Raw genomic sequence first — 17162 nt, 5'->3', positions numbered from 1 at the left:
CCGAGCAGCAGCACCCCGCCCACACTCATCCCGACGCTCATGCCGAGCGCCATCCCCCCGATCCGCCATCCATCGGGCAGCGCCAGCGCGAACACCACCTGCCCGGCCGTCGCCACCACCCACCCGGTCACGGTCCCGGTGGCCGCCGCCCGGCCGCGCCCGGCCGCGTACAGGACGCGGCTCAGGTGCGCGATGAGCCCGTATCCCACCAGCCCCGGCGCGAACAGCGCGATGGCGCGGGCCAGGTCGGCCGCGGGCACGTCGGACTTGAATCCCAGGAACACCACGGCGCCGGGCGAGGAGGCGGCGGCCAGCACGCCGGCCGCCAGCCCGGACACCAGCACCACGGCCCGCGTGGTGCGCGCCGCCAGCTCGGAGAACGCCCGCGGCTCGCCTGCCAGCGCGGCCAGCCGGGGAAACGCGCTGGTGGCGATGGGCACGGCCAGCACCGCGTACGGCACCAGGTAGATCGCCCACGCGTAGTTGTAGACGGCGATGGCGCCGTTGCCGACCGCGTTGTTCGCCAGCCACACCACCACGATCATGGCTGCCTGCTGGGCAAGAAGGGCGGCGATCCCGGCCATGGCGAGCCTGCGCACCTGGACGGCCACCCCGTCGGGGAACCTCAACGTGGGCCGCCACCGGAGCCCCAGCCGGCTCGTGGGCCCGACCACGGCCAGCACCAGCGACAGCACCCCCAGGCTGGTGCCCACCGACAGTGCCAGCTCGGCAGGCCCGGGCACCTCGGCGGGATCGGTCACCCCGCCGCTGAGCGGCACGAACAGCAGGTAGGCCACGATGACCACGATGCTGGACACGAGGGGCGCGACCGCGGGCCCGGCAAAGCGCTTGTGCGCCTGCAGCACGCCGTAGAGCACGACGGCGACGCCGTACAGGGGAATCTGGGGGGCGAAGACGACCAGCATCCGCGCGGCGACCGCCGTCACCGCCCCGGTGTCCGGGCACCCGTCGATGGCCGTGCCGAAGAACAACCCGGTGATCGGGCCGGCCAGCAGCGCGGTGAGCACGGCCAGCGGGACGAGCACGACGACCACCCAGGTCAGCAGCGCCGAGCTGATCCACCCGACCCGCTCACCGGCGCCACCCACCTCCGGTCCCTCTCCTGGAAGACCAGCGGCTCCTTCAGCTGGGCGAAGGCCGCCGCCCGCCGCCCGGGCGGCGGCCCCCGCGAGCACCGGGACCACCATCCCGGCCAGAGCCCCGCCGACGACCACCTCGAAGACGATGTTGGGGATCTGGTTGGCCGTCATATAGGCCGTGGCCAGGCAGTTGGTCCCCACCGTCTGCGCGAAGGCGTACTGCTTGGCGAAGCCCGCGACGCGCGCCAGCACCGTGATGGCCCCGATGAGCATGGCGCCGCCCGCGACCCCTCGCGCCGTCACCACAGCCACCAGGCCTCCCCAGCCCCGCTCTCGACCAAGCTGACGCGGAACATCCTGGCAGCCCGTACCGACAAACGCGGGCTCACACAGGCTGGGCGGGACGGCGGCCGAGCATGTCGAGGCGGTTGAGCACGGGGTTGCCCGCGATGACCTTGGTGAAGCTGATCTTCTCGGCGGCGGCGGTCAGCGCGACGACGGTGCCCAGCAGGACGTACCGGCCGGGCCTGCCCAGCTTGGTGACGGCGGCGAGCCCGAGCAGGGCACCCAGGGCGTTGGCGCCGGCGTCGCCCAGCATGGCGCGCTCGCCGAGGTCCTCGGGCAGCAGCGCGGCGGCGGCGCCCAGCGGCACGGCGGCCAGCGCGGCGGCGGCGGGCTCGTCGCGGAAGAGGGAGGCGGCCAGCAGCGGCCCGCCGGTCAGCAGAGCGACCTTGATGGCGCGGCCGGGGCGCAGGTCGAAGAGGTTGGCGAGGTTCGCGGCGCCGGCGATGGTGGCGCCGTTGACCAGGATGTCGGCCGGCCCCTGGGAGACGAGGGCGGCCGCGCCGAGCCCGGTGGCGCCGATGCCGAGGATCTTGACCGCGCCGCTGGTGACCTCGCCACGGGCGAGCGCGGTCAGGTGGCCCTTGAACCCCTTGGAGGACGTGGTGCCGTACAGGTCGTCGTACGCGCCGAGCGCGCCGCTGCCCCCGCCCGCGACGAGCGCCGCCAGGCGCAGGCGCCCCGGCAGTCCGGGCGTGAACGCCGCCGCCGCGCCCGCCCCCGCGGCGAACGCGGGACCTTCGAGCAGCGTGATGGGCTCGCCGCGGTGGTTCTTGCGCGTCCAGCGGCCGGTCAGGTCGGCCGGACGGTTGCCGGTGAACGCGGCGTAGGCGACGCGGGCGGCCACGGCGCCGATCGCGGCACCGGCGAGCGCGTAGAGCAGGCCACGGACCCGGGTGGCAGGCATGTCAGCTCCCTGACTGGTTTGTGGGGGACGGAGTGGCGCTCGGCACCGCGGGCAGCGGTGCGGAGTTGCCCTTGCCGATGCCGTACTGGCCGGCGCGGCCGTTCAGCTGCTCACGGAGAGAGTAGACGATCGCGACGCGGCCCGCGGGCATGTCGGCGGTGTCGACCGAGGTGACGCGCTTGGAGATCTCGCTGTCGTCGCGCAGGGCGCCGATCGGGTCGCCCGGGACGGCGGTGGTGACGGCCGTCCCGGCCAGCACCGTGCCCTTGCCGGCCACGTCGAGGCCGTTCGCCATGGAGACGAGCGCGCCCGCCTGGAGCTCGGCGCTCTCGCCCTCGTACGGCTTCTCCGGCGCGAACATGACGGCGAGCGTGGCCCGCTTGAGAGGGTCGCCTTCGGTGGACAGCAGCCCGCCCGTCTCGAACGCGCTGACGACGTCGGCGGTGGCCGGATTGGGGGTGCCCGCCTGCGCCGGGTCCGTGGTGACGAAGGCGGCAGAGAGCAGCGTGGCGGCCCTGTCCCAGGAGGTGGCCGTGGTGGGGAACATCATGTTGGCCGGCTTGAGCTGGTTGACCAGGCCGTCGAGCACGCCGGTGCCCTTGGGGTCGAGGAACTTCTCCGTCAGCGCGAGCCGCCCGGAGATCTGCGCGCCCGCCTGGATGAGCACCTGCTGCGCGGCCTCGCGCATGGTGGTGCTGGAGCCGGGCGTCTCGACCAGGAGCACCCGCTGGCCCGTGAGATCGCCCGCCACCATGCTCGGCGTCATGGCGGCGATGAACGTGTCGTTGCCCGTCTCGCGGCTCTGGAGTGCGTCGAGCTGTGTCCGCAGCTCCTCTTTCGACTTGGTGAGCTGGGCGGTCACCTCCCGCGCCGACCTGACGGCGGGCTCCTGCAGCAGCGTGGTGCCCAGCACGACGCCCACCGCGAGCGCCAGGAAGATCGCGACGATGGAGACGAGGTGATAGCGGAAATCGATCACGAGAAGAGTCCGACCAGCCAGAAGATGAATGCGTTCCAGGCGTCTTGCAGGCCGTTCAGCCAGGTCTGACCGATCGGCGAGATGAAGACTGCGACACTCATCGTGATCAACGCCGTGATCACGAGCAGGAGCAGCTGCGGGGTGGAGATGCGGCTGCGGTAGAGCCTGCTCACGCCCTTGGCGTCGATGAGCTTGCTGCCGATGATCAGCCGGGTGAGGAAGGTGCTGGCCATGCCGGAGCGCCCCTTGTCGAGGAACTCCTCCAGCGTGCCGTGGGTGCCGACGGCGACGATCAGCTCGGCGCCCTTGTCGTCGGCCAGGATCATCGCGATGTCCTCGCTGGTGCCGGTGGCGGGGAAGATCACCGCCTCGCGGCCGAGTTGGTGGACGCGCTCCAGGCCGGGCGCCCTGCCGTCGCGGTAGGCGTGTACGACGAGCTCGGCGCCGGAGGTCAGGGCCTTGGTGGAGACCGAGTCGAAGTCGCCCACGATCACGTCGGGCAGGTAGCCGGCCTCCAGCAGCGCATCGGCCCCGCCGTCGACGCCGATGAGGACGGGACGGTATTCGCGGATGTAGGGGCGGAGCGTGGCGATGTCTTCCTTGTAGTGATATCCGCGCACCACGATGAGGACATGCCTGCCCTCCATGGAGGTGCGGATCTCGGGCACGCCGACTCCGTCGATGAGCAGCCTGCCCTCACCGCGGACGTACTCCATCGTGTTGACGGCGAACGCCTCGATCTGCACGGCGAGCCCTGCGCGGGCCTCGGCCATGGCCGCCTCGACCGCCTCGGCTGTCTGCTCGTCGCCCTTGCCGACCACGTCGTCGTCGAGATAGACGACGCCGTCGTTGACGCGGATGACGTCGCCGTCCTTGACCCGTTCGAACAGCTCCTGGTTGGCGTTGTCGACGAACGGCACGCCCGCCTCGAGCAGGATCTGTGGCCCCAGATTGGGATAGCGGCCGCTGATGCCGCTGGCGACATTGACCACCGCCGCGGCACCGCACGCGACGAGTGCCTCCGCGCTGACACGGTCAACGTCGACGTGGTCGATAATCGCTATCTCCCCGGGCTGGAGGCGCTTTGTCAGCCTCTTGGTACGCCGGTCGATTCTCGCCACTGCCGTTACACCGGGAAGGTCACCAACCTTCCTGCCGCGGAGGCCCGGCATCTTGCTTCCCGGAACCTTCATCATGACCATCCTGCCAGAGCGAAACAGCGCAGAGGCCACGCATCACGCGGCGTGTCCGCTATGTCACTCAGGATCACCTGTCTGCCGCGGCCAGACCGAGCAGTTCTTCGGCGTGCGCGCGGCCCAGCTCGGAGTCCTCCAGGCCGGCCAGCATGCGGGAGAGCTCGCGTACGCGGCCCTCGTGGTCGAGCGTGACCACGCCGCTGCGCACGACGCTGCCGTCGCTCGCCTTCTCGACCACCAGGTGCTGGTCGGCGAACGCGGCGACCTGCGGCAGGTGCGTGACCACGATGACCTGCGCGGTGCGGGCCAGCCTGGCCAGCCTGCGCCCGATCTCGACCGCGGCCTTGCCGCCCACGCCCGCGTCGACCTCGTCGAAGACGAACGTCGGCACCGGGTCGGCACCGGCGAACACCACCTCGATCGCCAGCATGACCCGGCTCAGCTCGCCGCCGGAGGCGCCCTTGTTGAGCGGGAGGGGCGGCGCGGCGGGGTGGGCGGCCATCCGCAGCTCCACCTCGTCGCGGCCCTCGGGGCCGAACTCCTCGCTCTGGGCCAGCTGGACGACGACCCTGGCATGGGGCATGGCCAGCGCCGTCAGCTCCTCGGTGACCGCCTGGCCGAACCGCTCGGCGGCGGCCTCGCGCACCTTGGTGAGCTCGCCGGCCAGCTCGGTGAGCCGGGCGGTCAGCTCCTCGTGCTCGCGGGTCAGCTCCTCGATGCGCTCGTCGTCGCCCTCGAGCTCGCCCAGCCGCGCGGCGGCCTGCTGCGCCCAGGTCAGGACCCCTGCGCTGTCCTCCGCATATTTCCGGATCAGCCCGGACAGCACGGACCGGCGCTCCTGCACCGCCGCCAGCCGGGCCGGGTCGGCCTCGATCGACTCCGCGTACGCCGCCAGATCGGTGGCCACGTCGGAGATGAGGTAGCCGGCCTCGGCCAGCCGATCGGCCACGGAGGCGAGCTGGGGGTCGAAGTCGCGCACGACCTCCACGGCCGCCCGTGCCTCGCCGAGCAGGGAGATCACGTCGTGAGGGCTCCCCGCCGCCTCCATCGGGTCGCCGAGCAGCGCCGTGTGCGCGGTCGTGGCGGCGCTGCGCAGGGCGTCGGCGTGCGAGAGCCGCTCCTCCTCGCCGCGCAGCTCGGCATCCTCGCCCGGCTTGGGGTCGACCTTCTCGATCTCCTCCAGGCCGAAGCGGAGCATGTCCGCCTCCTGCGCCCGCTCCCTGGCCCTGGTGGTCAGCTCCTCGAGCAGCGCGCCGACCTGCTTGTGCCGTTTGTACGCCTGAGAGTAGGCCCGCAGCGGCTTGACCAGCTCGTTACCCGCGTAGCGGTCGAGCGAGGCGCGCTGCCTGGCCGGCTGGAGCAGCCGCTGCTGGTCCATCTGCCCGTGCACCGCCACGAGGTCGTCGGCCAGGTAGGTCAGGGTGCCGACGGGCACCGTGCGACCGCCGAGCCACGCCCTGGATCTGCCCTCGGCCGAGACGGTGCGCGAGATGATCAGCTCGCCGTCCTCGACCTGGCCGCCGATGTCCTCCACCTGTTGGAAGACGCGCCCGCCCGACTCGATGACCAGCGTGCCCTCGACGGACGCCCGCTCGGCTCCCGGGCGGATGCGCGAAGGGTCGGCCCGGCCGCCGAACAGCAGCCCGAGCCCGGTCACGACCATCGTCTTGCCCGCGCCGGTCTCGCCGGTGACCACGTTGAAGCCCGGCGAAAGCTCGAGAACGGCCTCATCGATGACGCCGAGCCCCTGGATGCGGACCTCCTCGACCCTTGGTCGCACTGCCCACTCCCGTTCACTGCCGTGTCTGATGGTCACACGCGTCGTTTCCGAACACCTGCGCCCATGTGATCCTACGCGCTCTCCCATCCATTGACTCAGGGTCGCACCCTTCCGCGCCAGCCCTGAACAGGAAGCTCGAACTTGGCGACCAGCCTGTCCGTGAACGGCGCGCCGGTGTTCTCCACGCCGTGCAGGCGGGCCAGGCGTACGGGATCGGCGCCCCTGCGCACCTCCACCCGCGAGCCGGAGGGCAGCTCGAAGCGGCGGCGGCCGTCGCACCACAGGACGCCGCCCGGCGTGTCGGGCAGGATCTCGACGGCCAGCGTGGAGCGCGGTGAGGCCACCAGCGGCCTGGCGAACAGCGCGTGCGCGCTGATGGGCACCATGAGCAGCGCTTCCACCTCCGGCCATACGACGGGTCCGCCCGCCGAGAAAGCATAGGCGGTGGAGCCGGTCGGAGTGGCGCAGATCACGCCGTCGCAGCCCCACCGCGACAGCGGCCGGCCGTCGATCTCGGCGACCACTTCGAGCATGCGCTCCTGCTTTTCGACGGTGACCTCGTTGAGCGCCCATGTGTCGGCGAGCACCCGGCCGTTCAGCCTGGCGAGAACGTCGATCGTCATGCGCTCCTCGACGTCGTAGCGGGCCGCCACGACGCTGTCGACCGCGGCCGAGAGATCGGCGACCTCAGCCTCGGCCAGGAACCCGACATGTCCGAGATTGACCCCCAGCAGCGGCGTGCCGGCAGGCCTGGCGAGCTCGGCCGCGCGCAGGAGCGTGCCGTCGCCGCCGAGCACCATCATGACCTCGGCGTCCTTGACGGCGCCCGGGTCCGCGGGCACCGCCTCGACTCCGCGGCAGCCGATCTCGCCGAACTCCGGCTCCAGCACCCGTACGGCGATCCCGGCGTCGACCAGCCGGTCGATGACCAGGCGGGCGCTCTCGACTGCGGCATCACGCCCGGTGTGTACGGCGACCAGCACGGTCCGTTTCATTGCGGCCCTTCCGCGACGGCACGCTCGATCTCGGCCTCGAGGTCGGCGACCGGCGGCTCGCCCTCCCCCTTGCCCAGCCAGAGCAGATATTCGACATTTCCCGACGGTCCCGGCAGCGGGCTGGCGGTCACGCCGCGCACGGCCAGCCCCAGCTCCCGGGCCTTGGCGGCGGCGTCGCGAACGGCGCCCTTGCGCAGCTCTGGATCGCGTACGACGCCGCCTGCCCCCACGCGGTCCTTGCCCACCTCGAACTGCGGCTTGACGAGCATCACGAAGTCGGCCCGCGGCGCGGCGACCGAGGCCAGGGCGGGCAGCACGAGCTTCAACGAGATGAACGACAGATCGCCGACGACCAGCGTGGGGGGCTCGCCGACCATGTCCGGGGTCAGGTCGCGGACGTTGACCCGCTCCATGACCGTCACCCGCTCGTCGGTGCGCAGCGACCAGGCGAGCTGGCCGTAACCGACGTCCACGGCGAGCACGTGGGCTGCGCCGCGGCGCAGCAGCACGTCGGTGAAGCCGCCCGTGGAGGCGCCCGCGTCGAGGCAGCGGCGGCCCTCCACCCGCAGGCTCTCGAACGCCTCCAGCGCGCCGAGCAGTTTGTGCGCTCCTCGCGAAACATAGTCGGGCCCCTCTTCCGAGGCCGCGACGACGATGGCGGAGGCGGTGTCGACCTGGGTGGCGGGCTTGCGGGCCTGCTGGCCGCCGACGCTGACCCGGCCGGCCTCGATGAGCTGGCCTGCCTGCTCGCGCGACCTGGCCAGGCCGCGGCGTACCAGCTCGCTGTCGAGGCGGATCCTGCGGCTCACTGCTCTTCCACGGCGGTGGCCAGCGTGGACTCGAGCCCGGAGAACGCCTCCTCGAAGACCCCCACATGCTCACTCACCGGCAGCTCGGCCAAGCGGCCGAGACCGGCCACGATGGCGTCGACCCGCTCGTCGCCGGTCTCCTCCGGCAGCTCACTCATGACTCGACGGTAACGCCTCCCGCGAGCGCCCGGGACCTTGGCAGGCGTGTCATGCGTTGTAGCCCATACGGGGGTGCTACTCATGTGGAACGCTACGCTCCCCCAAGAAGGAAGAAAGGATGCGCACCATGGCAAGCGTCGAGGAGTGCCGGACGGCACTGACCAAGCTCGTCGCCCAGTTCGACGAGATCGACGAGGAGGACCGCGCCAAACACGTGGTCGAGCGGACGGTCAGCTGCCGCGTCAGCGACCTTGACGTGATCTTCTACGGCCGCCTGCACCACGGAGGGCTCGACCCGTTCACGGAGCAGCCGCCTCCGAACGGCAAACCCGCCGACGTCAAGCTCACGATCGCGAGCAGCGACCTGATCGCGCTGGTGGACGGGGAGCTGGACCTGGCCAGGGCGCTGCTCGGAGGGCGGGTGAAGGTCGACGCCAGCTTCGGCGACCTGCTGCGCCTACGCAAACTGATCTGACTCCCCTGTCCCCTTGGCCCTGACCCCCGAAAAACCCCATCCACCCTCCCTCCGGAGCACTCACGACCCCCAACCCGTTGAGGCGCTCACGTGCGACGAGACGCCACTCACCCATCAGGACCTGATCGATCCATCAACGTCCGCTGCCATTTCGCGCTCAACCGAGCCGATCGAGCACGGGCTTGACGGTGTCCTCCTCGACCCGGCCCTCACCAGCCGCGGCCCACGCCGCGTCACAGGCGGCCCGCAACCCGTCGATCCGGCTCCCGTCACCGTCGAGGCGCAGAACACCGTCCTGCCACCGGGCCCGCCACCCCCCGCAGGCCCCGTCCTGTACCTCGGGATACGGAAGAAGCAGTGCGCTCAGGTCATCACCGACATAGGTGGGCCGATGCCGCGGAGCGGCCGTCAGCACATCGACGGCCGTGGCCACCCCGGTCAGCACCAGCAGGCTGTCGACGCCCGCGTTGGACGCCCCCTCGATATCGGTGTCCAGCCGATCCCCCACAACCAGCGGCCGCCGCGCCCCCGTACGGATCATGGACTCCCGATGCAGCGGCGGATCGGGCTTGCCCGCGTAAACCGGCTCGACCCCGGTGGCGGCGGCGATCACCCGGACCATCGCCCCGTTCCCCGGCAACTCCCCCCGCCGGGTAGGCATCGTGCTGTCCCCGTTGGAGGCCACGAACCACGCCCCCTGCCGCACGGCCAGCGCCCCTTCCGACAGCAGCCCGTACGACAGGCCGGGCGCGATCCCCTGCACCACGGCGACAGGCGACTCGGCGGCGGTCGACACCGGCCGCAGTCCTCGATCCCGTACGGCCAGCCGCAGCCCCGATCCGCCGACGACGAGCACGTTCGAGCCGGGCGGCACCCTCTCCGCGATCAGCCGGGCCGCCGCCTGCGCCGAGGTCACCACGTCGTCGGCCGTGGCAGGCGCACCGAGCTCGCGCAGGTGGGTGGCGATGGCGGCGGGCGTACGGGAGGCGTTGTTGGTGACGTACGCGAGCCGCGCCCCCCGCCGCTGAGCCTCCTCCAACGCCGCAGGGGCTCCTGGCACCGCATGACTGCCGAGGTAGACCACGCCGTCGAGGTCGAGCAGCAGGGTGTCATAGCCGTCTATCAGCACAGCGCCGCCTCTCCCCGTTCGCCTTTCACACCGCGTGTGACTCTAGCGCCGCGCTCACGTCCACCTGCAGGAGGCCCGACCACGAGCGATCCACCGGGGGTCGTGGGCGCTACGCGGCCTCCACGCGGCCACGGGAACAACAAGGGGAACGACATCACAGGGCGAAAGGAATCAGGCCGCCTACATTTCCCGGCGGGCCCGCAAGGTAGCGCGAACACTCTTCAAAGCCGAAACATAATGCCGCTCATCCGGACGCATGGCCACCGCGATCGCCAGTGGCTCCTGGGCACCCTCCACATCCCCGGTCCGCCACAACGCCAGCCCCAGCCCGAAGTAGGCATAATCCTCAGCCGGATTGGCATCGACGATCTGCCGGAAACTGGCCGCGGCCTCCGCGTACTGCCGTGAGTTGAACTGCGCCCGCGCCAACCCCTCCAGAATGCTGCGCGACTCCGGCTCAGCCGCGGCGGCACGCTCCAGCAACGCGGCAGCGGCAGCCGGGCTGCCCTCCTTCAGCAACTTCATCCCACGCTGATACCAATCGTAAATATTTCCTCTAGGAGCGCCTGAGTTGTCGTCGTGAACGTTTCCATCGTGGGTCATGCGTGAGGACTCCTTCGGCGCTGAGGGGGCGCTCCCGCTCCGCCCTGCTGCGGAGCGGGCACGACTGCAACCAAGGGGCGACTTCCGGAAGGCACAAGCATTTATGGGAGCATGCCCGGTATGGGGACTCCTGAACTGCCGTTGCCGGATGGACTCGTGCTACGGCCCTTCCGAGGCGTACGTTTCGCTGTCGAAGATCCCGCCAAGGTGACCTCCCCGCCGTACGACCTGATCTCCGATGCGGACGTGGACGCCCTTCTGGGCTCCCATCCGAACAACGTCGTCCGTCTCATCCTTCCCCGCTCGCCCCGCGACGACTCCCCGGCCCAGGACCCGACCGCCCGCCGGCAAACCCCACCTCAGCACGCCCTTTCCGCACCGGCCACCACGCCACCGGCCGCCTCGCCCCACCGCGTCGCTTCCCCATCGGCAGAGGCAGCGGTCGCAAGCCGGTACACCGAGGCCAGGGACACGCTGAGAGCGTGGCTGGACTCCGGCGTCCTGGTCCCGGACGAGGCGCCGGCGCTTTACGTGTACGAGCAGAGCGGGCCCGGTGTCCTGCAACGCGGCCTGATCGGCGATGTGGGCCTCGCCGACCCGGGGCAGCGCATCATCCTGCCCCACGAGGATGTCGTGCCGGGACCCATCATCGACAGGCTCGCCCTCATGAGCACCACCCAGGCCAACCTCGAACCCATCTTCCTCCTCTATGACGGCGACCACGGCACGGCCACCCGCCTGGTGGGCGAGGTGGCCTCGACGCGGCCTCCCCTCGTGTCCGCGCACACGGAAGACGGCCTCACACACCGTCTCTGGGCAATCACGGACACGTCCGAAATCGAGGCCATAAACGCTGACCTTCACCACCGCCAAGCTCTGATCGCCGACGGCCACCACCGGTACGCGACGTACCGCGTACTCCAACGCCAGGAGCACGCCACCCGCCACCGCGCGCACCCTGAGCCACCGCCCCACCCGGAAGAGCCATCCGCCGGCCCGACCTCCACCGCTCGGCAAGCGCCGTCGTCGCGCACCGCCACCCCCGGGCGTCGCCCTCTCGCTGAGGGACCCGACGCCGGCAGGAGCGCCGGCCCTGGCGCAGGGTTCGCACCGGAGCACCCCACACCGGAGCACGCCGCAGCCGAGGCCGCCGAAGCCGCGCGCCCCGCACGCGAGCCCGCCACAGCGGAGGGCACCGCGAACGAGGGCGCCGGGAGGGACGGTTCAGCTCTGGGGCACCCAGGGCCGGTCGTCGGGCCGTGGGACTTCGGGTTGGCCTTGCTCGTCGACTCCACCGCGTACCCGCCCAACCTCCAGGCCATCCACCGTGTGATCCCCGGGCTTCCCCTGTCCGAGGCCGCCGCCAAGGCAAAGGGCGCGTGGCGGGTCCGCGACTTCGACGACCTGGCGCAGGGCTTGGCCGCGCTCGAGGAGGCTCCGGAGCCGGCCTTTCTGCTCGCCGGCGGGGGCAGCTCCCACCTGCTCACCGACCCCGATCCGATGCAGCTCGCCCACGCCATGCCACCCGACCGCTCCGAGCGTTGGAACTCCCTCAACACCTCCGTCCTCACGGAGTTCGTGCTGCCCAAGGTGTGGGGCATGCACGACGACGAACAGACCGTACGGATCGTGCACCACGACACGGATGCCGCGGTGCGGCTGGCCACCCGTACCGGCGGCACCGCGGTGCTCATCAAGCCCCTGGCGATCGACGACGTGCTGGCCGTCGCCGCCGGCGGCGAACGAGTGCCCCGCAAATCCACCTCCTTCGGCCCGAAGCCCAGGACCGGCCTGGTCCTCCGTACGTTCGCCATCGACTGACGCAACCGCTCTCCCCTCCCGGCTGACGCCATGGTCCACAGCGCCCACTGCGGGCACATCCCTCACAGCAGCCCGCAACGCGCATCCAAGTCGTAACCCCAGGACAACGGACCCGCGCGCAGGCACACCGTCCCCGCACGAGCGACAGCGGTCAGATCGCTGGTGCCAGGTAGGCCACCTGGCGGGGGATCAGGGCGGCGAGGCTCCCGTTGGGGCTGAGGGTGGGGTCATCGGGGAGGGCGTCCGGTTGGGGGAGGTCGGCTTCGTACGGCTTGGCGGAGCTCACTTCCACTTCGTACCGCCAGGTCTTGGCCGCGGACGGGCCGAACACGCGGCAGCGGAAGGAGCCCGTGACCTCCATGTAGTCGCGCGGCTTGAGACTGCGGACTATGGCAGCCGTCTCCGGGTCGAAGGTGACGCACGGGATGCTGTCCGTCAGGGCTGCTCCGCGTCTGTGGCGACGACGGCGCACGATGATGCGCCACTTGGTCACGGTGTCGCCGCTGGGCAGGGGCTGCTCCTCGGCTGCCGCCGAGAGCCGGCCCACCAGCAAGACTTCGTTTCGGTCCACTGTCGTCCTCCTGTCGGTGCTCTGGTGGAGATCACTCTCTACGATGAGGAGGAGCCCGGATCGGCTGGAATGCCGTTCTGGGGATGACGGCTGGACGCTCGGGAGTTCCTGTGGACAACATCACCGCGCTGGGCGGCGACGTCTATGAAATCGACACCAAAATGGCGGGATATACGGGCATCACCGCCGGTTATCTGATTCTGGGTGATCGGCCGTGCCTGGTGGAGACGGGTACGTCGACGTCGGCACCCGTGGTACGTGACGCGCTCGCCTCGCTCGGCGTCGGACCGGAGGACCTGGCCACCGTCGTGGTGACCCACATCCACCTGGATCATGCGGGCGGAGTGGGCGACATCGCCAAGTTCTTCCCGTCCGCGCAGATCGTCGTACACGAGAAGGGCGCCCGCCATCTGGCTGACCCGTCACGGTTGATGGCCAGCGCGCGGATGGTGTGGGGTGACAAGCTCGACGTGCTTTTCGGCGAACTGTCCCCCACCGAGGCCGAACGCATCGTCGCCCTCGGCGACACCGGAGCCATCGACCTGGGCAACGGCCGTACGCTGAACAGCCACTACTCGCCCGGTCATGCGAAACATCACGTGGGCCTCGTCGACTCCGTCACCGGCGATCTGTACGTCGGCGACGCGGCCGGTGTCTACCTGCCCGAAACAGGCGATCTGCGCCCCGCGACCCCTCCGCCGGACTTCGACCTGCAGACCGCGCTCGACTCGATCGCGCTGTTCGAGGCTCTTGGGCCGCAACGGCTGCTGTTCAGCCACTACGGGCCGGTCGACGCCGTACAGGAGACTCTCGAACGGTCCGCGGAGGAGCTCCGCGTCTGGGTGGATCTCACCAAGCAGGCGCGTTCCGAGGGGATGGACCTGGACCACGCTGTGGCCATGGTCAGGGAGCGCACGAAGGAGCGTTACAGCCCGTTGCAGTCCGATGCGGACGGTGGGATGAACGAGCAGCTCGAGCTGCTGAGCGGTGCTCCGTCGAACGTCGCGGGAATCCTCCACTGGCTGGACCGCGTCTCACCGTAGACCGCCCGGTTTCGTCTCGCCGCCCACGCGCACGCCGCCGCATCACCGGTTTCGTTTGGGCGAGCCGGCACCTCGCCGTCCCCAATGCGATCCCGCTACGAAGGGAGCTGTGAGAGGCCACGCCCGCCACGGCCCGCCGTACCGAGCGCCACGACAGCAGCGGCAGTACGGCGGGACGTGCGGAAGCCCCTCGAGCTTTGGGCGTCAGTTGTCGGTCTTGGGCTTGTCGTCCGAGGCAGGGTCGTCGCGCTCGTCGGACTCGTCGGACTCGTCGAGCGCGTCACCGAAGTTCGGCTCGATGAACGCGGGGGTGATGCTCGGCGCCTGGAGCTGAGGCGTCACCTCGGGCTTGTCCTGCCGTCCGGCCGAGCCCTCGGCGGCGTCCGTCAGGCCCTCCTCGACGCCGGCCGCGCCGTCCTGCTGCTCGGGGCCTTCCTCAGGCACCGCGGCCGCGTCGGCCTGCTGCGCCCCCTGAGCCGGTACGGCAGCCGAACCCTCCTGATCCGGTACGGCAGCCGAACTCTCCTGAGTCGCTGCGGCAGCCGGGCTCTCCTGAGCCGACACCTCAGCCGGACCCTCTTGCTCCGGCCCGTCGGACGGCTCCTCTGACCCCGGCTCTCCATCGAGGACGTCGGCAGGCCCTTCCGCGGCGCTGCCCTCCGAGACCGGCTCGCCCTCCAGGACGTCACCCGTCTCGTCGGCATCGTCGGCGTCGGCGTCGTCGAAGTCCTCCTCGACGTCCTCGATGACGGCACCGGTCAGCTCGGCGTACCGTTCCGCCGCCTCCGTCTCCCCGTCCTCGTCGAACGCCATCGCCCTTCCGAACCAGGCCGCGGCCGCCTCCTGCTGCCCCGCGTCGGCCAGCGCGTCGGCGTACGCGAACGCCAGCCGCGCCGACCACGGCTTCGGCTGCGGATCCCGCAGTTCGGGGAGCCGCTGCAAGGTGATCACGGCGGCGTCGTGCTGGCCGAGGTCGCGGCGGGCGCCGGACTCGACGATGGTCAGCTCGATGCGTCCGGCTCGGTCGAGGCGCTCGGCCTCCGGTGAACGCACGAGGTCGATCGCCCGCTCGGGACGGCCGAGGCCGCGTTCGCAGTCGGCCATGACCGGCAGGTACGCCTCCGAACCCGTCATCCTCCTGGCCGCGCGCAGATCGCTCAGCGCCTCGGAGAAGTGCCCGGCGCGGTAGGCGACGATGCCGGCGGCCTCGCGTACGACGCCGATCCTGGCCGCGAACCTACGCGCCACCTTCGTGTGCTCGTGCGCCCGGTCCGGGTCGTCGTCCTCGAGCGCCCGCTCGGCGGCGACGAGGTGCCGGCCCACCAGCTCGGCGAGGTCGCCGGGGAGGGAACGCAGCTCTTCGCGGACCTCCTTGTCGAGCTCCTCAGCGGTGACATCGGCCGGGACATCGGGCAGCTTCTCGCGCTGCGGAGCGTCCGCCTCGCGATCAGGCCTGCCGTACCTGGCGCGGGTACCGGAGCCAGGACGCTCGGCGCGGTCGTCACGCGAGAACGGGCGGGCGCCGCCACCTTCGCGGCGGGGACCGTGGTCGCCCTCACGACGGTCGCCATAACCGCCACGACTCGGGCCTCGATCCCCCTCGCGCCGGCCACCGTATCCGCCCTCGCGGCGCGGACCCCGATCGTCGCGGAAGCCACCCTCACGACGGCCACCGTAGCCACCCTCGCGGCGCGGACCCCGATCGTCGCGGAAACCGCCCTCACGGCGCTCCCCGGAGTCACTCTCTCGGCGCGGCCCACGATCGCCGTAGCCGCTGTCGCGACGCGGCCCACGATCGCCGTAGCCGCCTTCACTGCGGGGACCGCGGTCGTCGCGCGAGCCCGGGCGTGCGGGGCCACCCTCGCGGCGGGCGCCGAACCCACCCTCACGACGGTCGCCGAAGCCACCCTCGCGCCGAGGACCACGATCATCGCGATCCCGGTACGAACGACGCTCATCCCCCTCAGGGCGCGGACCCCGATCGTTGCGGAAGCCACCTTCGCGGCGGTCCCCGAACCTGCCCTCACGACGGTCACCGTATCCGCCTTCACGACGCGGCCCACGATCACCGTATCCGCCCTCACGACGCGGCCCACGGTCCCCGTGGTCGGTGTCGCGACGCGGCCCACGATCGCCGTAGCCGCCTTCACGACGCGGCCCCCGATCGTCGCGGAAGCCACCCTCACGACGCGGACCCCGCTCCTCGCGGGAACCACCCTCACGACGGGCGCCGAATCCACCCTCACGACGCGGTCCACGATCATCCCGATCCCGGAACGAACGACGCTCATCACCCTCACGGCGTGGACCGCGATCGTCGCGGTCCCGATAGGTACGACGCTCGTCACCACGAGGTCCGCGATCGTCACCTTCGCGCCGAGGGCCACGGTTGTCCCGGTATCCGCCCTCACGGCGCGGCCCACGGTCCCCGTGGTCGGTGTCGCGGCGCGGCCCACGATCGCCGTAGCCGCCCTCACGGCGCGGACCCCGATCACCGTAGCCGCCTTCACGACGCGGCCCCCGATCGTCGCGGAAACCACCCTCACGGCGCGGACCCCGCTCCTCACGGGAACCACCCTCACGACGGTCCCCGAACCTGCCCTCACGACGGTCGCCGAAGCCACCCTCGCGCCGAGGGCCACGATCATCCCGATCCTGGAACGAACGACGCTCGTCACTCTCTCGACGCGGGCCGCGATCGTCCCGATGGCCCTCGTCCCGTCGGGGCGCCCGGTCTCGGTCGTAGGGGCGCGACCTGTCGTCGGAACGGAACGGACGGTCGCCGCCGGAGTCTCGCCCGCGAGAGCCGTACCCGCCGCTCCTGCCGTCTCCGCTGGAGCGCCTATCGCCGTAGTCGCCGCGCCCGCGCTGTCCGCCGTCCGATCCGTTATCTCTGTTCACTTCTGGTCCATTTCGTTGGCTCACCCAGCGGACTCACAATGACGGTCCACCGTGGCTGGGTCGCCGCCCGTCCTCGGGCCTTACGCGACGAAGGCCACCTGTGGGGTGGCCCGGTTCCTCCAGCCTAGCAAGCTCAGCAACGTCCATGAGCCCAGATGAAAGCCGCTTCCCCGGTGGGGGACGATTCACGGCGCCCAGGATGCCGGCGTGGACGTGGCAAGATCTTTCTCAGCGTACGGAGGAAAACAAAAAGAGGGGGGGGGGGCGCCGCGGCGGGGGGGCCCCCCCCCAAAAAATTTTGGGGGGGGGGCAACAAAACACAGGGGGAGAGGGGGGGGGTGGGGACGAGGGG

The 17162-nt window shown here is 71.1% G+C and carries 16 protein-coding genes; 4 read left to right on the top strand and 12 right to left on the bottom strand.

What is annotated here, in order from left to right; all coding sequences use genetic code 11:
- The 8 genes from AB0J64_RS54600 to AB0J64_RS54565 form a co-directional block, all read right to left on the bottom strand.
- The coding region (locus AB0J64_RS54600; protein WP_364046047.1) for a lipid II flippase MurJ at positions 1–1412 on the bottom strand (1412 nt) is incomplete at its 3' end.
- Positions 1413–1485: 73 nt separating this feature from the next.
- Positions 1486–2349 carry a hypothetical protein gene (locus tag AB0J64_RS54595; protein ID WP_364046045.1) on the bottom strand — a complete coding sequence of 288 codons (864 nt, stop codon included), beginning with the start codon at positions 2347–2349 and terminating at the stop codon, positions 1486–1488.
- A 1-nt stretch (position 2350) separates the two neighbouring features.
- A complete protein-coding gene (locus AB0J64_RS54590; RefSeq protein ID WP_364046043.1) occupies positions 2351–3328 on the bottom strand; it encodes a copper transporter in 978 nt (325 codons plus the stop codon).
- A complete protein-coding gene (gene steA / locus AB0J64_RS54585) occupies positions 3325–4521 on the bottom strand; it encodes a putative cytokinetic ring protein SteA (protein ID WP_364046049.1) in 1197 nt (398 codons plus the stop codon). The genes AB0J64_RS54590 and steA overlap by 4 nt, the downstream gene beginning before the upstream one ends.
- 73 nt (positions 4522–4594) lie before the next feature.
- The gene (gene recN, locus AB0J64_RS54580; protein WP_364046041.1) at positions 4595–6304 is read right to left on the bottom strand and encodes a DNA repair protein RecN; all 1710 of its coding nucleotides are present in this window, start codon (positions 6302–6304) and stop codon (positions 4595–4597) included.
- A gap of 95 nt (positions 6305–6399) precedes the next feature.
- Positions 6400–7299, bottom strand: coding sequence for an NAD kinase (locus tag AB0J64_RS54575; RefSeq protein ID WP_364046039.1), 900 nt, complete (start codon positions 7297–7299; stop codon positions 6400–6402).
- Positions 7296–8108, bottom strand: coding sequence for a TlyA family RNA methyltransferase (locus tag AB0J64_RS54570; RefSeq protein ID WP_364046037.1), 813 nt, complete (start codon positions 8106–8108; stop codon positions 7296–7298). Before AB0J64_RS54570 ends, AB0J64_RS54575 begins: the two co-directional genes overlap by 4 nt.
- Positions 8105–8266: a hypothetical protein gene (locus AB0J64_RS54565; protein ID WP_344995038.1), complete on the bottom strand. Its 162-nt coding sequence runs from the start codon at positions 8264–8266 to the stop codon at positions 8105–8107. The genes AB0J64_RS54570 and AB0J64_RS54565 overlap by 4 nt, the downstream gene beginning before the upstream one ends.
- Before the next feature lie 119 nt (positions 8267–8385).
- On the opposite strand from AB0J64_RS54565, the gene AB0J64_RS54560 reads away from it, so the two are divergent.
- On the top strand, positions 8386–8742 hold the full coding sequence (locus AB0J64_RS54560) for an SCP2 sterol-binding domain-containing protein (RefSeq protein WP_364046035.1): 357 nt from the start codon (positions 8386–8388) through the stop codon (positions 8740–8742).
- A 157-nt stretch (positions 8743–8899) separates the two neighbouring features.
- On the opposite strand, the gene AB0J64_RS54555 is transcribed toward AB0J64_RS54560, so the two are convergent.
- Together AB0J64_RS54555 and AB0J64_RS54550 are read right to left on the bottom strand one after the other, a co-directional pair.
- On the bottom strand, positions 8900–9871 hold the full coding sequence (locus AB0J64_RS54555) for an HAD-IIA family hydrolase (protein WP_364046033.1): 972 nt from the start codon (positions 9869–9871) through the stop codon (positions 8900–8902).
- Between the two features lie 180 nt (positions 9872–10051).
- Entirely contained in the window at positions 10052–10474 is a 423-nt protein-coding gene (locus AB0J64_RS54550) for a tetratricopeptide repeat protein (protein ID WP_344995029.1), read from the bottom strand.
- A gap of 111 nt (positions 10475–10585) precedes the next feature.
- Between AB0J64_RS54550 and AB0J64_RS54545 the strand changes: the two genes are divergently transcribed.
- Positions 10586–12295 carry a DUF1015 domain-containing protein gene (locus tag AB0J64_RS54545; protein ID WP_364046030.1) on the top strand — a complete coding sequence of 570 codons (1710 nt, stop codon included), beginning with the start codon at positions 10586–10588 and terminating at the stop codon, positions 12293–12295.
- A 151-nt stretch (positions 12296–12446) separates the two neighbouring features.
- On the opposite strand, the gene AB0J64_RS54540 is transcribed toward AB0J64_RS54545, so the two are convergent.
- Complete coding sequence (locus AB0J64_RS54540; protein WP_364046028.1) at positions 12447–12866, bottom strand: single-stranded DNA-binding protein; 420 nt, start codon at positions 12864–12866, stop codon at positions 12447–12449.
- A 110-nt stretch (positions 12867–12976) separates the two neighbouring features.
- On the opposite strand from AB0J64_RS54540, the gene AB0J64_RS54535 reads away from it, so the two are divergent.
- Positions 12977–13909 (top strand): MBL fold metallo-hydrolase, encoded by a 933-nt coding sequence (locus tag AB0J64_RS54535; protein ID WP_364046026.1) that lies wholly within the window; start codon positions 12977–12979, stop codon positions 13907–13909.
- A gap of 204 nt (positions 13910–14113) precedes the next feature.
- Here AB0J64_RS54535 and AB0J64_RS54530 read toward each other — a convergent pair whose 3' ends face one another.
- Positions 14114–15232, bottom strand: a complete 1119-nt coding sequence (locus AB0J64_RS54530; protein WP_364046024.1) for a hypothetical protein — start codon at positions 15230–15232, stop codon at positions 14114–14116.
- Between AB0J64_RS54530 and AB0J64_RS54525 the strand changes: the two genes are divergently transcribed.
- The gene (locus AB0J64_RS54525) at positions 15170–16852 is read left to right on the top strand and encodes a hypothetical protein (protein WP_364046022.1); all 1683 of its coding nucleotides are present in this window, start codon (positions 15170–15172) and stop codon (positions 16850–16852) included. The genes AB0J64_RS54530 and AB0J64_RS54525 overlap by 63 nt on opposite strands.
- Positions 16853–17162 lie beyond the last annotated feature (310 nt).

Source organism: Nonomuraea sp. NPDC049695, from assembly GCF_040674955.1.
Classification (GTDB): Bacteria; Actinomycetota; Actinomycetes; order Streptosporangiales; family Streptosporangiaceae; genus Nonomuraea; species Nonomuraea helvata.
This window is presented reverse-complemented; position numbering and strand designations above follow the sequence as displayed.